Source organism: Roseibium alexandrii DFL-11, assembly GCF_000158095.2.
Classification (GTDB): Bacteria; Pseudomonadota; Alphaproteobacteria; order Rhizobiales; family Stappiaceae; genus Roseibium; species Roseibium alexandrii.
Genome location: NZ_CM011002.1, coordinates 1,935,537 through 1,953,501 on the forward strand (window position 1 = coordinate 1,935,537; position 17,965 = coordinate 1,953,501).

Below are 17,965 nucleotides of genomic sequence, written 5' to 3' on the forward strand. Positions count from 1 at the left end.
CACAAAAGAAAAGGTCGGGACGGCCATCGCCCCGCCATAATGGACGGACCAGGGAGGAGCCCGTATGGGGGCATTGCTGGCGGTTTTAAAACCGCTTGCCTTCGTCAATTCGCATCTTTTGCGGATCGGACGAGGGATCGGCGTCGTCGCCGTTGCGTTGATGGTGGTTGCGATCCTGATACAGGTCGTGGCCCGCTATGGGTTAAACAATGCCCTCCCCTGGCCTGATGAGGCCGCCCGTTTCTGCATGCTCTGGATGACCGGCTTGATGGCGCCAACCGCCTTCCGGCGCGGCGGGTTTGTTGCCATCGACACACTGGTAATCATGCTTCCGAAAATTCTGGCAAGTGTCCTGTCGCTGTTTCTCCTGTTGGTCTCCCTTGTTGTTCTGCTTGTTGCCGTTCAGATCGGCTACGCCGAGGTCACCGGTTTTGGCGGAAGGTTTGCAACCGCCTCTCTCTACGTTCCCGGCAATTTGACCTTGACCGAATGGATCCGGGTGCCGCGCAGCTGGATGATGATGTCGATGTTCGTTGGCGTCATCTTGCTCGCTCTGGTCAATGTTGAGCTCATTCTGCGCAGCCTGATTTCGCTGATTGGCGGCAAGGACCATCTGCCAAACATTCCGGATGCAGATATGGCGGGGGCGGACTGATGCTGATTTGGTTCCTTCCTGTCTTCCTCACCTTCCTGATGATCGGTTTGCCGGTTTTCTTCGGCCTACTGGCAGCGCCCGGTATTCTGTTGTGGCTGAACGGTCAAGAGCGGGACATCACCCTGCTCTACCGCAACGTCTACAATGGCATGGACTCCTTTCCTCTCATGGCGATTCCGTTTTTCATGCTCGCAGGCGAGTTAATGAACAAAGGCGGCATCACCATGCGGCTGGTAGAGTTCTCTCAGGCGCTGATGGGCCACCTGCGCGGTGGGCTGGCTCACGTCAACATCCTCTCGTCGATGCTGTTTGCCGGCCTTTCCGGCTCAGCGGTTGCCGATACCTCTGCTCTTGGATCCATGCTGATCCCGGCCATGGAAAAGCAGGGCTACACCCGCAAGTTTGCAGCTGCGATTACAGCGGCCTCCTCGGTGATCGGACCGATCATTCCGCCCTCGGGAATCATGATCATCTATGCTTATGTCATGGGCGAAAGTGTTGCCGCGCTGTTCCTCGCCGGTATCGTTCCCGGTGTCATGGTCGGCGTCGGCCTGATGCTGATGGTCAAGTTCATGGCCGACAAGTACGACTTCCCTATTGCGTCCCGGAAGTCGACCTGGGCCGAACGTGGTCAGGCCTCTCTCAAGGCATTCTTCCCGCTTCTGACCCCGGTGATCATCCTTGGCGGCATTCTGGCCGGTGTCTTCACGCCCACAGAGGCCGCAGCGGTTGCCGTGGCATACGCGCTCTTCATCGGGCTGTTTGTTCTCAGAACCTTGAAGCCGCATGAAATTCCGGGCGTTTTGAACCGGGCTGGCATTACATCAGCCGTTGTGTTGCTGTTGGTCGGCGCCGCCATGGCCTTCAAAACCGTGGTCAGCCTCAGCTACGCGCCGCAGATCATGGCCGACTTCGTGCTTAGCCTGACCGAAAACCCGCTGCTCCTGCTGTTCCTGATCAACCTGCTTTTGTTCATCGTGGGTATGTTTCTGGATGCCGGACCGGCGATCATCATTCTTGGACCTATCCTTGGACCGATCTTTCTCGAACTGGGTGTTGATCCGATCCATTTTGCCATCATCATGAGCGTGAACCTGACCATTGGCCTGGCAACGCCTCCGATGGGGCTGGTCCTGTTTGTAGCAGCATCTGTCTCCAAGGAACGGGTGGAGACGATATCCAAGGCTATTCTGCCGTTTCTGGCGGTGGAGATCGCAGTGATCTTTCTGATCACTTACATTCCGGCACTTTCGATGACGATCCCGCGTCTGACCGGATTTGCCAACTGATCTGAGCTTTACCTAGGGAGGACTTCAATGCTCAAATCTGCCCTTAAATCCTTGACGGTCGCGGCGATGCTCGCCGGGTCCGCATTGAGTGCAACGGCGGCCGACTACACATTGCGCGCCACCGCAAACTCCAACGAAAACGATGAAGACTATGATGGTCTTGTCGTGTTCAAGAACTTCGTGGAAGCCGCTTCGAACGGTGCCATCGAGGTTGAACTCTTCATCGGCACGCAGCTGTGCTCCAACGGCGCAGAGTGCCTGCAAGGGGTCGCTGGTGGTGCCATCGATGTTTACATCTCCACATCCGGCGGCGCATCCGGCATCTTCCCGTATGTTCAGGTTCTCGACCTGCCGTACATGATGTCCGATGACCGGATTGCAGAACATGTTCTGTCCGGTGACTTCACCCGCACCATGCGCAACATGGCGCTGGAAGACAGTGACAACATGATCCGCCTGATGACCATCGGCAACACCGGCGGCTGGCGGAACTTCGCCAACACAAAGCGGCGTATTGCGGCACCTTCTGACATGGAAGGCCTGAAAATCCGTACTGTCGTTGCCGATCTGCCGCAGGTTCTTGTCAAAGCGCTTGGCGCGTCTCCGACCCCGATCCCGTGGCCGGAGCTGTTCACCTCCTTCCAGACTGGCGTGGTTGAAGGCTCAAAGAACGGCATCACCGACATCATGGGCATGAAGTTCCCGGATGCCGGCCTGCAATACGTCACCCTCGACGGACATGCCTACATGGGCGCTCTGTGGTGGATGAACAATGAGAAGTTCCTCTCCATGCCGGAGGACATGCGCCGGGTGGTTGTTGATGGTTTCTATGCCCTGCAACAGGCAACCTTTGCATCTCCGAAGCGCAAGTCGATCCAGGCCTATGAAGACTTTGTTGCCGGCGGTGGTGATCTTTATGTTCCAACCCCGGCCGAAAAGGCAGCCTTCAAAGAAGCTGCAAGCCCGGTCTTCGATTGGTTCAAGGAAAACGTTGACCGCGGCGGCGAAATCTTCGGCGCGCTGGAAGAAGCCGTGGCAGCTGCCGAGGCAGACGTTAACGGCGCGCGCGACGCAGACCTGAACTAACACGACACGACAAGTGAGGGGCCGCATTCTGGCTCCTCACTTCGTTCTTGGCATTTGTATTTTCATCCAGACAATCAACCGTGGATATGACACATCTCTTGATGCTACCTGTCTTTAGTCGTTGATTTTTTGGATTGTCATATGGCTGCCTCATCTCCGGAACTGACCAAGCTCGAACCGCCACAAATCTTTGAAACCCGGGACCAGGCCGTCGTTCTGGATGAGGATTTGGCAAGGCTTTTTGGACTGTCGACCTCGAAATTCAACCAGCGTGTCAAGGCACATCTGGAGCGGTTTGAGGGCGGATTCGCGTTTCAACTCACTGAAAGTGAAGCAGAAATTTTGATATACCAATCTGGTACATCAAGTGGACATGGTGGACGCCGGAAACTTCCATGGGTTTTCACCGAACACGGTGCCGCCATGGCGGCAACCATTATCCGGACTCCGGAGGCAGTGGAGGCGACCCGGTTCATCATCAAGACATTCGTTGCAGCACGCAAGGCTGGTGTCAGTCCAGAGCCAAACGCAAAGGCAGTGACCGCCAAAACGGGTATGCTTCCTGCCCCGGCTGATGAACGGCCCGGTCTCCTGGTTAAACTCGACGGCGCCCTTGGCCGGGTTCTCGATGCAATTGCCGATCCGACCGCCGACACCACTGTCCGGGATGAGGCACGGGCCATTGCCCTAGAGGGCCTCAACGCTGTGAAATCGCATTTGCGCAAGCAAGGCGTCCAAAACGAAAAAACCTTGGCGGAAATCCAGAAACTCTTGAAGGAAGCCGAAGCGATCGATGCCGAGGTGACCGCCAAACATATCGAAAATGACCACAGGCGCTTGGCATATCTGGCCAAACAGCTCAGGATCGTGATCGAGGTGCAGCGCTACATGGACAGCGGCAGTGTCGACGGTCTTTTGGCCGTTCTGAAAGACCTGGGAGGATAGAACTGTTGAGCACGAGGTTGACATCCGTTCTCACAGGCCGTCAGCCGCGGTCAGCGGAACGGGTACATCCAGACCTTGTAGTCGGCGACAAGAATATGCGCTTTTTCGATCTCTTCCGCGGTCATCTTTTTGACCACCTCTTCAAGCGAAATCGCCGCGTCCGGATCGCCTCCGATGGCAGACAGCGTGTACCACATATAAGCGCGCACAAGATCGGGCGCCGGCATGCCCCGGCCGATCTCGTAGTACCAGCCAACACCGGACTGGGCGCCGGGATGCCCCTTCATGGCGCTTCTGAGGTACCATTCAAAAGCCCTTTGGTCGTCCCGTTCCACGCCAAGCCCCATGGCATACATGACACCGATCAGCTCTTCAGCGTCAGCATTGCCGGACCGGGCCGCCGGCCAAAGCGCATCCTTGGCTTCTTCGAATTTGCCGGATTCCATCAGATCGCGCGCTTCTTCGATCTCCGCACGCGCCGGGCTGGTCATTGCCGCGCTGACAAGGATGCAAAGTGCGGCGACCGCAGATCGAAGTGGCGTCATGTTTTCCTCGTTCCTTCGCTTTTGTCTGCTTGCATATTGCCAGCTGGCGCGGCTGAATTGCCAGCGCCTCTAACCCGATCTGACTTTCTCGAATTTGATCGCAAACAGGCCGCGCTCGGCCAACTTCTCTTTTACGACAAGATCCTGTCCGGCAACAGGAATATTGCCTGCGCAACGTGCCATCATCCAGAGTTTGGAACAGGCGACGGCTTGTCACTCGGCATTGGCGAGGGCGGCAAAGGTCTCGGTCCTGGCCGCTTGGCTGGAACCGGTGAGAGCCGGATTAAGAAACGGATTCCGCGCAACGCGCCAGGCCTTTGGAATTTGGGCGCAAAAGACCTTCACACCTTGTTTCATGACGGCCGCATATCCATTGCCGAGACCTATGAGAACGGCTTTAATTCACCCGCGGAAGAATGGCTGCCGGAAGGCTTCAACTCGCTGCTCGCGGCCCAGGCTGTGTTTCCCCTCGTGGCGCAGTTCGAGATGTCGGGAAATCCGAAAGAGAACGAGATTGCCGGCGCGGTCCATGACCGGATCGATGCGGCCTGGCCGATCCTCGCCAAAAGAGTGCGCGTAATTCCTGAATATGGTCAGATGTTTATCGAGGCTTTCAACCATGTTGAGTCAGCCGAAGACGTCACGATTGTCGAGATCGCCAATTCTCTAGCCGCCTTTCAGGCAATCGAATGGCAGAGCTTCGACAGTCCCTTCGACCGCTATCTGGCTGGTGACACAGAGGCTCTCTCCGCGCAGCAAAAACATGGGCTTGATCTCTTCTACGGAAAGGCCGGCTGTTCAAGCTGCCATTCTGGAAGTCTGTTGAGTGACCAGAAGTTCCACGCGCTCGGGCTGCCTCCTTTCGGACCCGGTCGGACACGGCGGTTTGACCCGATGGTTCGGGACACAGGACGCATGGCCGAAAGCGACAGCCTGGAGGACGCTTACCGGTTCCGCACACCTATGCTGCGCAATGTCGAGCTCACCGCTCCTTACGGGCACAATGGCGCCTATCCAACACTGGCAGGGATCATACGCCACCATCTTGATCCGGACGGTATGCTGGCGAAATGGGACCCAAAACTTGCCGCCCTTCCCTCTGCTCCCTGGTTGGAAGCCATTGATTTTGTCGTTTGGTCGGACAGTCGCGAAATGGCGCGCCAAAGACTATTTCGCGACGTTGAGACCATTGACCTTTCTGACAGTGAAATTGGTGCTATAGTAGACTTCATGAAAGCGCTTACAGGCTCAGATTCCGTAGCTTTTCCGCCCTTTGGCATTCCAACTTCCGTTCCAAGCGGTCTTCCGATCGACAAATAAGAACAAGGACGAAAAATGATCGACAAGATCAAACACCGGGCTCATGAATTGTTCCCGGGAATAGCGATTGCCGGTCTGGTCGCAATCTCGGCGCAGTTTTTGAACGAGCACTATGGTGCGCCCGCGATGCTGATGGCTATCCTGCTTGGAATGCCGCTGAATTTTCTCTCGGAGGAAAAACGCACAGCGGACGGCATTGCCTTTTCTGCACGCACGCTATTGCGGATTGGGGTTGCCTTGCTGGGCGTTCGGATCAGTGTCGATATGGTTCAGGCGCTTGGACTGCCGTTTCTGGCTCTCGTTGTTGCAGGAGTCCTAGCGACCATCGGCTTTTCGCTGCTGATCGGGAACCTCTTTGGCAAGGACCGGCTGTTTTCGTTTCTGTCTGGCGGCGCGGTCGCCATTTGCGGTGCCTCGGCTGCCATGGCCATTGGCTCAATTTTGCCCAAGCGTGAGCATGCCGAGCGGGACCTTGCGTTTACCGTCATCACGGTGACCGTGCTGTCCACGCTTGCCATGATCTTCTATCCGATCCTGACCGCCTCACTCGGGCTCGACCGGGATGCGACCGGCGTCTTCCTTGGCGGCACCATTCACGATGTTGCTCAAGTGGTCGGCGCTGGCTTCTCCGTGTCCGAAGAAACCGGTGATCTCTCGACGCTGGTGAAGCTGATCCGGGTCACGCTGCTGGCCCCGATCGTGTTGATCGCAGCGCTTATCCTGCGCAAAGGCACAGAACCCGGAGCTGCCCGGCCGCCTCTGATGCCGCTTTTTGTCGTCGCTTTCCTGATCCTTGCAACCTTCAACTCCTTCGGGTTCATTCCGGAGATCGTGAAGGATGCCGCCAGCCAGGTGTCCCGTTGGGCGCTGCTTGCAGCGATCGCCGCAGTTGGCATGAAAACCTCCATCCCGAAACTCCTGGAAGTCGGTGGCCCGGCGATCTGGATGGTGGTCACGCAAACAGTTTTTCTGGCCCTGTTCGTGCTTGCCGGGATCTGGTTGATCGGGTGATCTTTTAACATAGGCTTGAATGTGGACTGTCGCACTCCGGCCACCTTGCAAAGCGCTGACCAAATCCGCCTCCCCGGCCTTGAGCCGGGGTCATGCACATCAAACCGGACTTTGGTCCCGGCGCAAGGCCGGGACGGCGGAGAGCACGAGGCTCAACCTCTAGCCTCGCCCGCCCCAAATCCCTATATCCTAAGCAACCACCCATCCGCTTTTGCCCTGCCGGGGCTTTTCTTGGGGGCGCGAGTGTGAAATATAGCTCGCACCTCTTCACGGCGGATTTTCTGGCCGGTCCTTGCAAAAACAAGCGTTCCGGCCCCTGCCTAGAAATTTCGAAAGCATGTTGATGAAAAGCTACATCACCACCCCGATCTATTACGTCAACGGATCCCCGCATATCGGCCACGCCTTCACCTCGATCATGGCCGACATCCTGAAGCGGAACCGCGAGGCGCTGGGGTACGAGATGATGCTGTCCACCGGCGTTGACGAGCACGGCCAGAAGAACCAGGAAGCAGCCGAAGCACTCGATATGCCGGTCACCGACTATCTCGACATGCGCTGCAAGGAATTCCGCGATGTGTTCGAAAAGATCGGCGTTGAATTCGACTACTTTGTCCGCACCAGCCGCGAAGGCCACAAGACAGCCGTCGCGGAGATGGAGCAGCGCATCTTTGACAAGGGCCTGATCGTCAAGAAGCAGTACACCGGCACCTACTGCAAGGGCTGCGAGGAGTTCAAGAAGGAAAGCGATCTTACCGAGGACGGCCAGTGCCCGCTGCACCCGACCATAAAGGTCGAGCAAACGGACGAGACCAACTACTTCCTGAAGATGGAACCGTTCCGCGAGAAGCTTCTGAAGCACATCGACGAGAACCCGGATTTCATTCAGCCCGAGCCGTTCAAAAACGAGCTGAAGAAGATGCTGGCCGAGCCGCTGGAGGATCTGTGTATCTCCCGGCCGAAAACCCGCGTCACGCTCGGCGTCGATCTGCCGTTCGATCCGGATTTCGTGACGTATGTCTGGTTCGACGCGCTTGCCAACTACCTGACCAACATCGGCTGGCCGGACGACGGCTACCAGGACTGGTGGGCGGAATGTGAACACATGATCGGCAAGGACATCCTGAAGCCGCATGGTGTCTACTGGCCCTTGATGCTGATGGCGGCTGATCTGCCGTTGCCGAAAAAGCTCTCCGTGCACAGCCACTGGGTGGGCGCTGGCGGCGTCAAGATGTCGAAGTCCATCGGCAATGTGGTTGATCCGATCGAGGTGATGGACAAGCTCGGTGTCGATGCGCTGCGCTGGTATCTTGCCCGGCACATGCGCGCGGACAGCGACAGCCAGATTTCGGTCGATCTGATCACCCAGGCTTACAATTCAGAGCTTGGCAACAAGATCGGTAACCTCCTGTCCCGTGTTGCGAAATTCTCAAACAAGAATTTCGACGGCAAGGTGCCGATGCCAGGAGCTCTAACGGCCGAAGACGAGGCGCTGCGCCGGACGGTTGTCGAGGCCACAAAGGCGTTCGCGGGCTGGATCAACCTGCAGGATATTCCGGCAGCGACCCAGCAGATCGTCGAGGCGGCCGTGGCCATGAACGAATACATCGACCAACAGGCCCCGTGGTCTCTCTTCAAGAACGAGGAGACCCGCGAGCGCTGCGCGACCGTTCTTTATGTGACACTCGATTGTCAGCGCATCCTTTTCGAGGCCCTCACCCAGGTGATCCCGGGCTCGGCCACCAGGGCACTTGGCATGCTCAACGCACCGAAGGCTGCAACGCCTTGGGCTCCCGAGCTGGACAAGCTGGCTGGCGGAACAGAACTCGGCGAGATCGACGCCCTGTTCCCCCGGGTGCAGTAAGGCTCAAACTTCCAAACAAAAAACGCCGATCCTGATGGGTCGGCGTTTTTTTACCGTCATTTCCGGACGGCCCTAGAATCCCAAACACTCAGAACTTGTATTTACTCTCGATCAGCAGGCCATAACGCTGGTAGGTCTGGCTTTGGTCGAGTTCATACTCGGAATGCAGCCACCAGTAGCGGCCACCGATACCAATGTCCCAGTTGCTGGTCAGTGCGACGTTCAATGTGGCGTCGGCTTCAAAGCCGTAGGTGTATTCACTCTCAAGCTTGGTTGCACTGTCCTTGACCTGATTGTAGGCCCAAGGCACTGCCGCCGCTTCGACCGCCCAGGCAAAACGGTCGTTAAATTGACCATCCGCTGCCACGCCGACACGAAAAGCATGAAACTTGCTCGTGATTTTGACATCGACAGTGTTGAAAGAGGCTGAATGAATGTCGCTCAAATACTGATAGCCGACCAAAGCATTGATACGGGCTGAGTTGTTAGAAAACCGCCGAAACTCCCACCCGCCATCCAGCGTGAGGTAGCCAAGATTGCTTGTGTTCCAACTGGTCGACTTAAAGCCCCTCTGGGACTGCGAACCGTCAGTGTTCTTGCCAAGACCGACATAGCCCTTCGTGAAAAATCCTGTAGACGTATCTTCAAGACGCGCAAGGAACTCAACTGTGTGGCCGGTCACATTCTCGTTGTCGATCCGGGCTAAGTCGCCCTTGTTCTCGGTTGATCCCTGGCTGTACCAATAGCGAAGACCGATGGAACCGCGCAGCGTTGACGCGGTATAGACGTCGCCGGACATTCCCGGATCATATGGAAAAGGGTCCGCCGCGAGGGCGGAACCAGCCGCCGTAAAGGCCGATAGAATTGCAATTACACTGGTCTTCATGAGCTAACACGCCACTTGGATTTGCCGAAGGCCACCTTCGGACTTCACCCTAAAGTTGTGCTTGTTTTATGGTTAACATCGCGTAAAAGCGGGCGGCATTCCGCAATTATGTGTTGATTCATTCGGTAAATTCTATGGATTACAGGGATTTTTGCCGAGTGGCGTCACCGCTCTGAGATTGCCAACCGAACGGCAAGGCCGACAAAGACCACACCCGCCAAGCGGTTGAGCCAGACTTGCGCCGATGGTGAGCGTTTCAGGTATCCCCCAAGAGACCCCGCTCCGAGCGCAACCGCGCCAAACACCAGGATTGTGGCAACAATGAAAAGCCCGCCAAATATCAGGATTTGAAACGGGACAGAGCCGCGCGCGGGATCTGCAAACTGCGGCAGGAACGCCAGAAAGAAAATCGCGACCTTTGGATTGGTCACGTTCATGATGATGCCGCGCAGATAGAGCGCCGGCAGAGACATTTCCAGGGCGCTGTTTCCATTGATCTTGCTGCTGCCGGCACGGAACGCCTGCACTGCCAGATAAACGAGATAGGCAGCCCCTGCGAATTTAAGCAGCGTAAAGGCAAGAGCAGATGTCTGAAAGATCGCGGCGACACCCAATGCAACGGCGGCGCTGTGAAAGATCAGGCCGGTGCACAGCCCCAGGGTCACGACCAGGCCGGCAAACCGTCCGTAGAGGGCAGATTGGGTCAGAACAAAGATATTGTCGGGCCCCGGCGCCAGACCCAAGGCAATGGCCGCGACAAAAAATACACCAAGGACATCCACCGGAATCATTTAGGTCTCCAATCGTTCGTTCACATTTCGCCGGTTAAACTTCGCCGGTCAAGGTCAGAGGAAACAAAGACAGTTTTGCCTTTGGGTCCCCCGTCTGTTGGTGTATTCAAGGGCGACGGTCCAGCACCCGCCGATCTTCAGGAGGTTTTTTGAGCTCACCGGACGCCATGCAGCCTGCCATCGCAAGCCTCGCAAAGACGTGCGAGGCCATCGCGAACGGCCGCTATGATGATGTGGACGAACTCTTTGACATCATCACGGATAAACATGTGCCTGAGAGCATCCGCGCGCTTGCCGAAACGTTCTCCAGCATGGTGGTGCAGGTCGAGGCCCGGGAATTTCATTCCGGTCAGCTTATTGAGGACTTGACCGAAACACGGCGCAAACTGGAACTCGCCGAAGCTCAGCTGCGGAAGGAGAACCAGGAACTGAAGGTCCGCCTCGACAAATTCGAAGTCGCCTATGACGAAAAAGAAGCCAAGATGGAAGTGGAGAAAGTCGCTGATACTGACTACTTCCGCACGCTTCAGGCCCGCGCAAAGTCGATGAGATCAAAGTATAAAAAGCAGCCTTGAGGCTTCTTTAGACTGAAAGAATTCCAGTGACCAAGATCATTTCCACCCATTCCTATCGCGGCGGCACCGGCAAATCGAACGTGACGGCGAACATCGCTGCGAGCCTTGCCCTGCGCGGCCACAAGGTCGGGATCGTGGACACGGATATTCAGTCACCGGGCATTCACACGCTCTTTCATGTGGACCTGAACACGGTGACACACACGCTCAACAACTACCTGTGGGGATACTGCGGTATCAAGGACACCGTTTTGGACATCACCGACGGTGTCAAAGGCCCGGACGGCGAACCCTCGATCACTGGGCCGGGCAAGGTCTTCTTCATTCCCTCCTCCATCAAGACCGGGGACATCGCCCGGATTGTGAAGGAAATGTATGATGTGGAAGCCCTCAATCGCGGGTTCATGGAGTTTTGTGACACCATGGATCTCGATTACCTTTTGATCGACACACACCCGGGCGTGAATGAAGAGACCCTGCTGTCGATAGCGGTCTCCGACACGCTATTGTTGATCCTGCGTCCGGATATTCAGGACTACCAGGGGACAGCGGTGACGCTTGAACTTGCCCGCAAGCTGGAAGTTCCGCAATTGTTCTTAATTGTCAACAAAGCTTTGGAAACCTTCGATTTTCAGGATCTGTCCCAGCGGATTTTCTCCAACTACCGGACGCCGGTGGCCGCGGTCCTGCCGCTCTCGACCGACCTTATTCAAATCGGCAGCACCGGGCTCATCCGTACCCTGCACCCGGACCATGCATTCACCCGGTCGATCGAAACGATTGCTGACTCAATTGAATGATCCGCTTTAAGGATTAATCGAAGAGTGCGGCCCGGAATGTACTGACATCGACCAGCCGGTTTTCGCGCTTGAATGCCAAGGCTTTTTCAAGAGCCTGCCATACCTCAGCATCCAGCCCTTCCAGGGGTTCTGGCACCATGTTTTCCCGGGCAGCTTCATCTGAGCCTTTCAATGAGAACGGATGGCGACCGGCAAGAACCTGATAGGCGATGCAGCCAAGTGCGAACACATCGTCGCGCGGATCCCGCGGTGCCTTCTCAAACATTTCCGGACTTGCATAGGACGCGGTCAATGCACTGCCGAGCCCATTATCGGCTATCTCAGCGGTCGTAACGGCTGCGAGACCGAAGTCGAGCAGTTTGATCACATTGTTGTCGAGAACAAAGATATTCCCCGGTTTCAAGTCCGAATGGACGACATTTTGACTGTGCGCATAGATGAGACCGTCGCAAATCCCTTGCAGGATCGGCAATGCATCCTTGGCCGGCAGGGAATGGCCCAGAGCTGCTGACAGCTTCCGGTCCAGCGTGGTCCCGCGCAACAGTTCCATCACGATAAAGACTTCACCACCATCCCGGTCGAAATCATAGATCGTCGCAATGTTCGGATGCGCAAGCGCCTGCGCCTTACGGGCCTCGGCCTCCAGCTGGCGCAAGGCGCCAGTGTCTGACCGGATTTCATCGGTCAGAAGTTTCAACGCCACATACGGCTCGTCGTGCCCTGCCTCCAGGCGGCGCCGGTCGACGGCGGCATAAACGACACCCATAGCACCGCGGCCTACCTCCCGGTCGAGCACGAACCGGTCACGCAGTAACGTCCCCACTCCCGCCCGCTCTGCTCCGGCACCCGCAAGCGAGTTGAGATCGGCCGCCCCTCCTGACTGACCTGCTGCCGCCTTACGGGCATTGGTCCGCAGCCGCGCGCTTTTGTAGCCGGTCAGAAACTGGTCGAGTTTTCCCGATTGCACTTCGCCAGCAGTTTGATCGCTGCCGCTGTTCCGCGCCTTCCGGAAATCCTTGAAACCGTCGACGATCGACCCGAGGACAACATCATCGACCTTGTTGCGCATGTCATCGCCCGCCTGTGCTGGCGGTTCGGTGAGATACGGCAAGGGTGGAAGGTAGGGCGATTGCGCCGCAGGTTGTGGCTGACTTGCTGAAGACGCCCGCCCGACCACGCCATTCGGTATGGTTGGTTCATCCAGATCGTCTTCGGCCGCACGGTCCGCGGCACCGCTCGCGATTGCAGCCGTGTCTGAGGGCACTGCCGGTCCACCGGGCTCGTTTAGCTCGCCACCTGGGGGCAATTGCGTCCGTATTATTTGGGCAAGATCATTCGGGAGACGCCCGCTTTCTACAGCCTCTCCAAGGGTCGCGTGAACGTCGGCCGCGTGTGAATCGGAGCGATGGAACACTTCCTTGAGCCCGTGAATAAGCGCATCGTAGGACAAGCGGCCGGACACGAAGGCTTTCACCAGTGAATCCGGACCTTCACCAGTGGCATCGTGTTTTTTCGCGCTTAACCCAAAGAGTTTCAGACTGCGGTGTCTCCTGATGGCCCGACCACTGTCAGAAGCCAGCCGGACGGGTGATGTTGTAGCGGTTCAGCTTTTCAATAATGGTTCGCCTGCTTACTTTCAGTAAACGCGCCGCGTTGGTTTTGTTCCAACCAGCTTCCCGCATTTTAGCCTCGATGACCAGTGCTTCATACTGGCCAACGATGGTTTTCAAATCCCCCTCAGGGATCCCGCTCGGCATCGGCGCTGCACTGCCATTCATGGGTCCCGTCAACTCCAGCGGCAGGTGCTCCAGCTGAATGGGATAACCGGCCTCGGCCATCAAGCGGGCCCGGTCCAAAATGTTCTTCAATTCGCGAACATTGCCGGGATAGCTCCAGCAAAGCAACGCATCGAGCGCGTCGGCCGATACGATCGGCACGGTCGTTCCCGCCTTGGCCGCGCCTTTTTTCAAGAAATGATCGATGAGTTTTGGAATGTCAGAGGGACGTTCCCGCAAAGGCGGCAAGCTGATCGGGAAGACATTCAGGCGGTAAAACAGATCCTTCCGGAATTCGCTTTCCGCAATTTTTTCTTCCAGATTGACGTTTGTCGCCCCGACTATTCTGACATCCACATGTTCGGTTTTTGTCGCTCCAACCCGCCGGACTTCGCCCTCTTGCAGCAAACGCAGAACCTTCGCCTGAAGTGCGAGCGGCATGTCTCCGATTTCGTCGAGGAACAGCGTACCTTTGTGCGCCTCATGTGCGAGGCCTGCCTTATCCGTTTGCGCGCCAGTAAACGCGCCTTTGACATGTCCAAAAAGCTCACTTTCAAGAAGCGATTCGGGAAGTGCCGCGCAGTTCTGCACGACAAATGCCTGGTCCGACCGGTCGCTGGACTGATGGATGAAACTTGCCATCATCTCCTTGCCGGTCCCGGTTTCTCCGCGCACCAAGATCGGGACATCGGAATTGGCCGCCTTGCCAATAAGGTTGATGGCCTTTTCGATCGGCGGGCTATCACCGACGAGCCCCTGCGGCTTTTGCTTTTTGACCGGAGCCGGCTGCGCCTTGTCTTTTGTCAGTTGGCGCGGCAGCTCCTTCATGTAGCGATCAAACTGCTTCTTAAGCCGTGTGTTTTCCTCATGCATGCGGGTGTTCCAGATGCAGATCCCCGCATGGATGGACAGCGCCTTAAGCTGCTTTAGCACCTCATCGCGAATGGCGCCGGTTTGGCCATCTGCGTTGCGCGGGTTGATCAGCTGCAGGATACCGATGGACCGGTCCCTTAGAACCGTCATCGGAATAATGACCAAGGACTGTGTTTTTGTTCCACACAGCCGATCATCTTCCTCGATGCGGGAAAAATCATATCCAACTGCTGAAGTGATGTCAGCGATGTTGATCACGGTGCCGGTGGAGACGACGAGCGCGGCTGGAGCCTGCAGATTCGGCATCATGTCATCGCCATAAATGGAAACACGCTCGCCTGTTGCCGCGGTCGCGACAACACCGTGATAGCGGGACGCCGTACGGTGCAAATGCTGCCCCAAAGTGTCGAGCGTATAAATCGACCCACCCTCTGCGCGCGAGATATTCAGCGCAGACTCCAGCACCAACTCCAGAACAGTTTCCACCTGCTCGGCTCCAGCCAGTGCCTCGGTCAAATCCAACAGGTCATCGAGTATCATTCGGTTTCCGCCTGCGCAGATGTGAACTCATCCCCCGGGCAGCAGCATGCCCGCCCGGAGACCGTTTGTGTTCATGTTTGCAGGCGGCGCCTTTGCCAACCTGTCTTTGCAAGGTCATCAGCTCAGGCTGTAGGTAAAGTGGCCCGGCTCGCCGACATCAATCGTCGCTTTAGTAAAGTCCGTTCCATCGCCGCCCATTTTTGTCAAAAGCTCGGTGGAGAGCTCCGGCAAAATCGTGCGATTGACGATGTGGTCGATGTTTCGGGCACCTGTTTCCACTTCCGTACAGCGGGCGGCAATCGATTTGACGACCTCGTCGGAATAAACAAGTTCCATCTTCTGGTTTTCACGTAGGCGCTTGCCGACCTTGTTCAGTTTCAACCGGACGATCTTCTCAAGCGGTTCGCCAATCAGCGGATAGAACGGCACGATTTGCATCCGCGCAAGAAGTGCCGGCTTGAAATGTGCGCTCAGGATTGGGCGGCAAGCAGCCACCAGCTCATCCACGACAGGTTTTTCCGGCAGCGAGCCCATTTCAGTCAGAACATCTGTGGCAAGGTTACTGGTCAGAACAACAATTGTATTCTTGAAGTCGATCTGGCGTCCCTCGCCATCCGACAAGACGCCCTTGTCGAAGACTTGGTAGAAGAGGTTCATCACCTCAAGGTCCGCTTTTTCCACTTCATCGAGCAGTACAACTGAATAGGGCCGCTGGCGGACAGCTTCGGTCAGAACACCGCCCTCGCCATAGCCGACATAGCCCGGAGGGGACCCGACGAGCTTCGATACGGTGTGTTTTTCCTGGAATTCCGACATGTTGATGGAAATCAGGAAGCGCTCGCCGCCGAACAGCTGGTCCGCGATCGCCGTTGCCAATTCGGTTTTACCAACACCCGATGGGCCGACGAACAGGAACACACCCATCGGCGCTTCGGGGTTCTGAACACCAGCCTTTGCAGTCCGCAAGGCTTCGTCGACGGCTTGAATGGCGTGATCTTGACCGATCACGCGCGCCTGGAGGTTCTGAGAAAGCTTCAGTACAGAATCGGCTTCGTTCTCTACCATGCGGCCGAGGGGTACGCCGGTCCAGTCAGAGATCACCTGACCAATGGCCTCTTCGGTGACTTCGAAAGAAACCAGCGGGTCGCCGTCCTGAGCCACCTTCAGGTCTTCAGCGATCTGAGCGTACATTGCCTTCATGGCTTCGATATCAACGGCCGTGTCGCCGGTGGTCACCTGACCACTTTCCTCGGCTTCGGCTTCCGGAGTGTCAGAGGCTTCTTCCGCGTCTTCGCTGGACACCTCGTCCTCCGCAGCCGGCTCGTCCCCCTCAAGGCTCAGGCCAAGGTCATGACGGAGCTTCAGAATTTGATTGACGAGATCCAGTTCCTTTTGCCAGCGGGCCGTCAGATCAGCGATCTCCATCTCGACTGTCTCAATTTCGGCCTCGATCTCCTCAACTTGCGGATCAACGGGGGCAAAGTCAGCCTGGGCATCCCGGGTCAATGATCCCAGCGCCCGGTTCAATTCGCCGAGACGCTTTTCCTTCAGCTCGATTACAAACGGCTTTGAAGACAAAGACAGCTTCACGCGCGCGCAGGAGGTATCCAACACATCCACCGCCTTGTCCGGGAGCTGCCGGCCTGAAATGTAGCGCGCGGATAGTTTGGCAGCAGCCACCACAGCATTGTCGCGAATATAGACGCCGTGGTTTTTCTCATAAGCGCCGCGCAGGCCGCGCATAATCGTGATCGCCTGCTCCGGGCTCGGCTCATCCAGCTTTACCAGCTGGAAACGCCGCTCCAGTGCGGGGTCCTTTTCGAAATACTTCTTGTATTCGCTCCAGGTCGTTGCCGCGACTGTACGCAGTTCACCGCGCGCCAGAGCCGGTTTCAGAAGGTTCGCAGCGTCAGCACCACCAGCAGATCCACCTGCACCAATCAGCATATGGGCCTCATCGATGAACAGGATGATTGGTTTCGGCGACGACTTGACCTCGTCGATAATGCCTTTCAGGCGGTTTTCGAATTCGCCCTTAACACCGGCGCCCGCCTGCAGCATGCCGAGATCCAGACCGATCAGCTCAACACTCTTGAGCATATCCGGCACATCGCCTTCGGCGATTTTGACCGCTAGTCCTTCGACAACTGCAGTCTTACCGACACCAGGTTCACCGACACAGATCGGGTTGTTTTTCCGCCGGCGGCCAAGAACGTCGATCATCTGCTGGATCTCGTGATCCCTGCAAAACACCTGATCGATCTTGCCCTCTCTGGCTGCCTGTGTGAAGTTTGTACAGAATCTGGCAAGTGCACTGTCCGGGCTCATTCCGGGCGCGATAGATGACGCCTTGTCATCTCCAACAGGTGCTGCGGTTAGACCTGCTGTGGTTTCTTCGGAGTTCCCGATGATGTCGGTAAAATCCTTTTTGAACCCGGCGAACGTGATGTCTTCCATGTATTGAAGCCAACGATCATCACCGTAGCGGTTCGGCTGCGCGAAGATTGTGGCCAGGAGGCTGCCGGAGCGGACCTGATCAAGATCCAGCTCGACGGAGCTGACCAGCCATGCATCAGAAATGAGTTCGACAAGGAGAGGCGAAAACACCGGACGGCCCTGATTACCCGTCTTCATGCTTTCAAGGACACTTTGAAGCCCCTTTCGCATCACCGCCGGATCAATCTCAAAGTGCCGAAGCGCGCTTTGGACATCATGCTGACTGTCTTCCACGAACACGTGCAGCACATGTTCGATGGAGACTTCATAATGCCCGCGTGTCACCGCCAGGCCCGCAGCACCTTCCAGCGCGCGTTTTGAATATGCGTTCAGACGGCCGATGAGGCGGCGAAGATCCAGGTCGAGCACGGTGAGCAACCCCCAAATTATGCACGGACGTGCATTGTTCCCAACTGTTAGCGGCCTTTGATGACAAACGTGTCATAAAAACGCTGCAAGCTTACGCAAAGAGACGTTTCCCGCACAATGCGGAAAACGCTGAATTAATAGTACA

Annotated in this window: 15 protein-coding genes; 9 read left to right on the forward strand and 6 right to left on the reverse strand. The window is 56.7% G+C overall.

Annotated features, from left to right (window positions below):
* Positions 1–64 precede the first annotated feature (64 nt).
* The 4 genes from SADFL11_RS08910 to SADFL11_RS08925 all read left to right on the forward strand — a co-directional run bounded on the left by SADFL11_RS08910 (position 65) and on the right by SADFL11_RS08925 (position 3,975).
* Positions 65–655: a TRAP transporter small permease gene (locus SADFL11_RS08910; RefSeq protein ID WP_008190882.1), complete on the forward strand. Its 591-nt coding sequence runs from the start codon at positions 65–67 to the stop codon at positions 653–655.
* A complete protein-coding gene (locus SADFL11_RS08915) occupies positions 655–1,944 on the forward strand; it encodes a TRAP transporter large permease (protein WP_008191145.1) in 1,290 nt (429 codons plus the stop codon). The genes SADFL11_RS08910 and SADFL11_RS08915 overlap by 1 nt, the downstream gene beginning before the upstream one ends.
* Positions 1,945–1,971: 27 nt before the next feature.
* Entirely contained in the window at positions 1,972–3,030 is a 1,059-nt protein-coding gene (locus SADFL11_RS08920) for a TRAP transporter substrate-binding protein (protein WP_008192124.1), read from the forward strand.
* 141 nt (positions 3,031–3,171) lie between these two features.
* A complete protein-coding gene (locus SADFL11_RS08925) occupies positions 3,172–3,975 on the forward strand; it encodes an ORF6N domain-containing protein (RefSeq protein WP_008193442.1) in 804 nt (267 codons plus the stop codon).
* A 50-nt stretch (positions 3,976–4,025) separates the two neighbouring features.
* On the opposite strand, the gene SADFL11_RS08930 is transcribed toward SADFL11_RS08925, so the two are convergent.
* The gene (locus SADFL11_RS08930) at positions 4,026–4,520 is read right to left on the reverse strand and encodes a tetratricopeptide repeat protein (RefSeq protein ID WP_040451787.1); all 495 of its coding nucleotides are present in this window, start codon (positions 4,518–4,520) and stop codon (positions 4,026–4,028) included.
* Between the two features lie 57 nt (positions 4,521–4,577).
* Here SADFL11_RS08930 and SADFL11_RS08935 point away from each other — a divergent pair, with 57 nt between their 5' ends.
* The 3 genes from SADFL11_RS08935 to metG all read left to right on the forward strand — a co-directional run bounded on the left by SADFL11_RS08935 (position 4,578) and on the right by metG (position 8,715).
* Positions 4,578–5,840, forward strand: coding sequence for a cytochrome-c peroxidase (locus tag SADFL11_RS08935; protein WP_209002774.1), 1,263 nt, complete (start codon positions 4,578–4,580; stop codon positions 5,838–5,840).
* A gap of 15 nt (positions 5,841–5,855) precedes the next feature.
* Positions 5,856–6,851, forward strand: coding sequence for a YeiH family protein (locus SADFL11_RS08940; RefSeq protein ID WP_008189587.1), 996 nt, complete (start codon positions 5,856–5,858; stop codon positions 6,849–6,851).
* A 343-nt stretch (positions 6,852–7,194) separates the two neighbouring features.
* Positions 7,195–8,715, forward strand: coding sequence for a methionine--tRNA ligase (metG, locus tag SADFL11_RS08945; protein WP_040453241.1), 1,521 nt, complete (start codon positions 7,195–7,197; stop codon positions 8,713–8,715).
* Positions 8,716–8,803: 88 nt separating this feature from the next.
* Here the strand turns inward: metG and SADFL11_RS08950 are convergent, their stop codons facing one another.
* Positions 8,804–9,601 (reverse strand): hypothetical protein, encoded by a 798-nt coding sequence (locus SADFL11_RS08950; RefSeq protein ID WP_008191064.1) that lies wholly within the window; start codon positions 9,599–9,601, stop codon positions 8,804–8,806.
* 164 nt (positions 9,602–9,765) lie between these two features.
* Positions 9,766–10,392, reverse strand: coding sequence for a LysE family translocator (locus SADFL11_RS08955; protein WP_008191901.1), 627 nt, complete (start codon positions 10,390–10,392; stop codon positions 9,766–9,768).
* Between the two features lie 149 nt (positions 10,393–10,541).
* Here SADFL11_RS08955 and SADFL11_RS08960 point away from each other — a divergent pair, with 149 nt between their 5' ends.
* Entirely contained in the window at positions 10,542–10,967 is a 426-nt protein-coding gene (locus SADFL11_RS08960; protein ID WP_008197238.1) for a hypothetical protein, read from the forward strand.
* Positions 10,968–10,993: 26 nt separating this feature from the next.
* The gene (locus SADFL11_RS08965; protein ID WP_008195891.1) at positions 10,994–11,767 is read left to right on the forward strand and encodes a MinD/ParA family ATP-binding protein; all 774 of its coding nucleotides are present in this window, start codon (positions 10,994–10,996) and stop codon (positions 11,765–11,767) included.
* 13 nt (positions 11,768–11,780) lie between these two features.
* Here the strand turns inward: SADFL11_RS08965 and SADFL11_RS08970 are convergent, their stop codons facing one another.
* The 3 genes from SADFL11_RS08970 to tssH form a co-directional block, all read right to left on the reverse strand.
* Positions 11,781–13,241, reverse strand: coding sequence for a serine/threonine-protein kinase (locus tag SADFL11_RS08970; protein WP_008195916.1), 1,461 nt, complete (start codon positions 13,239–13,241; stop codon positions 11,781–11,783).
* 94 nt (positions 13,242–13,335) lie between these two features.
* On the reverse strand, positions 13,336–14,955 hold the full coding sequence (locus SADFL11_RS08975) for a sigma-54-dependent Fis family transcriptional regulator (RefSeq protein WP_008193784.1): 1,620 nt from the start codon (positions 14,953–14,955) through the stop codon (positions 13,336–13,338).
* Positions 14,956–15,072: 117 nt separating this feature from the next.
* A complete protein-coding gene (tssH, locus tag SADFL11_RS08980; protein WP_040453237.1) occupies positions 15,073–17,820 on the reverse strand; it encodes a type VI secretion system ATPase TssH in 2,748 nt (915 codons plus the stop codon).
* Positions 17,821–17,965: the final 145 nt, after the last annotated feature.

What these genes read in the sequence shown, in the direction of transcription:
- SADFL11_RS08910 (WP_008190882.1), top strand. Translation starts at nt 65, where the DNA reads ATGGGGGCATTGCTGGCGGTTTTAAAACCGCTTGCCTTCGTCAATTCG.
- SADFL11_RS08920 (WP_008192124.1), top strand. Translation starts at nt 1,972, where the DNA reads ATGCTCAAATCTGCCCTTAAATCCTTGACGGTCGCGGCGATGCTCGCC.
- SADFL11_RS08930 (WP_040451787.1), bottom strand. Translation starts at nt 4,520, where the DNA reads ATGACGCCACTTCGATCTGCGGTCGCCGCACTTTGCATCCTTGTCAGC.
- SADFL11_RS08915 (WP_008191145.1), top strand. Translation starts at nt 655, where the DNA reads ATGCTGATTTGGTTCCTTCCTGTCTTCCTCACCTTCCTGATGATCGGT.
- SADFL11_RS08955 (WP_008191901.1), bottom strand. Translation starts at nt 10,392, where the DNA reads ATGATTCCGGTGGATGTCCTTGGTGTATTTTTTGTCGCGGCCATTGCC.
- SADFL11_RS08975 (WP_008193784.1), bottom strand. Translation starts at nt 14,955, where the DNA reads ATGATACTCGATGACCTGTTGGATTTGACCGAGGCACTGGCTGGAGCC.
- metG (WP_040453241.1), top strand. Translation starts at nt 7,195, where the DNA reads ATGAAAAGCTACATCACCACCCCGATCTATTACGTCAACGGATCCCCG.
- SADFL11_RS08925 (WP_008193442.1), top strand. Translation starts at nt 3,172, where the DNA reads ATGGCTGCCTCATCTCCGGAACTGACCAAGCTCGAACCGCCACAAATC.
- SADFL11_RS08940 (WP_008189587.1), top strand. Translation starts at nt 5,856, where the DNA reads ATGATCGACAAGATCAAACACCGGGCTCATGAATTGTTCCCGGGAATA.
- SADFL11_RS08950 (WP_008191064.1), bottom strand. Translation starts at nt 9,601, where the DNA reads ATGAAGACCAGTGTAATTGCAATTCTATCGGCCTTTACGGCGGCTGGT.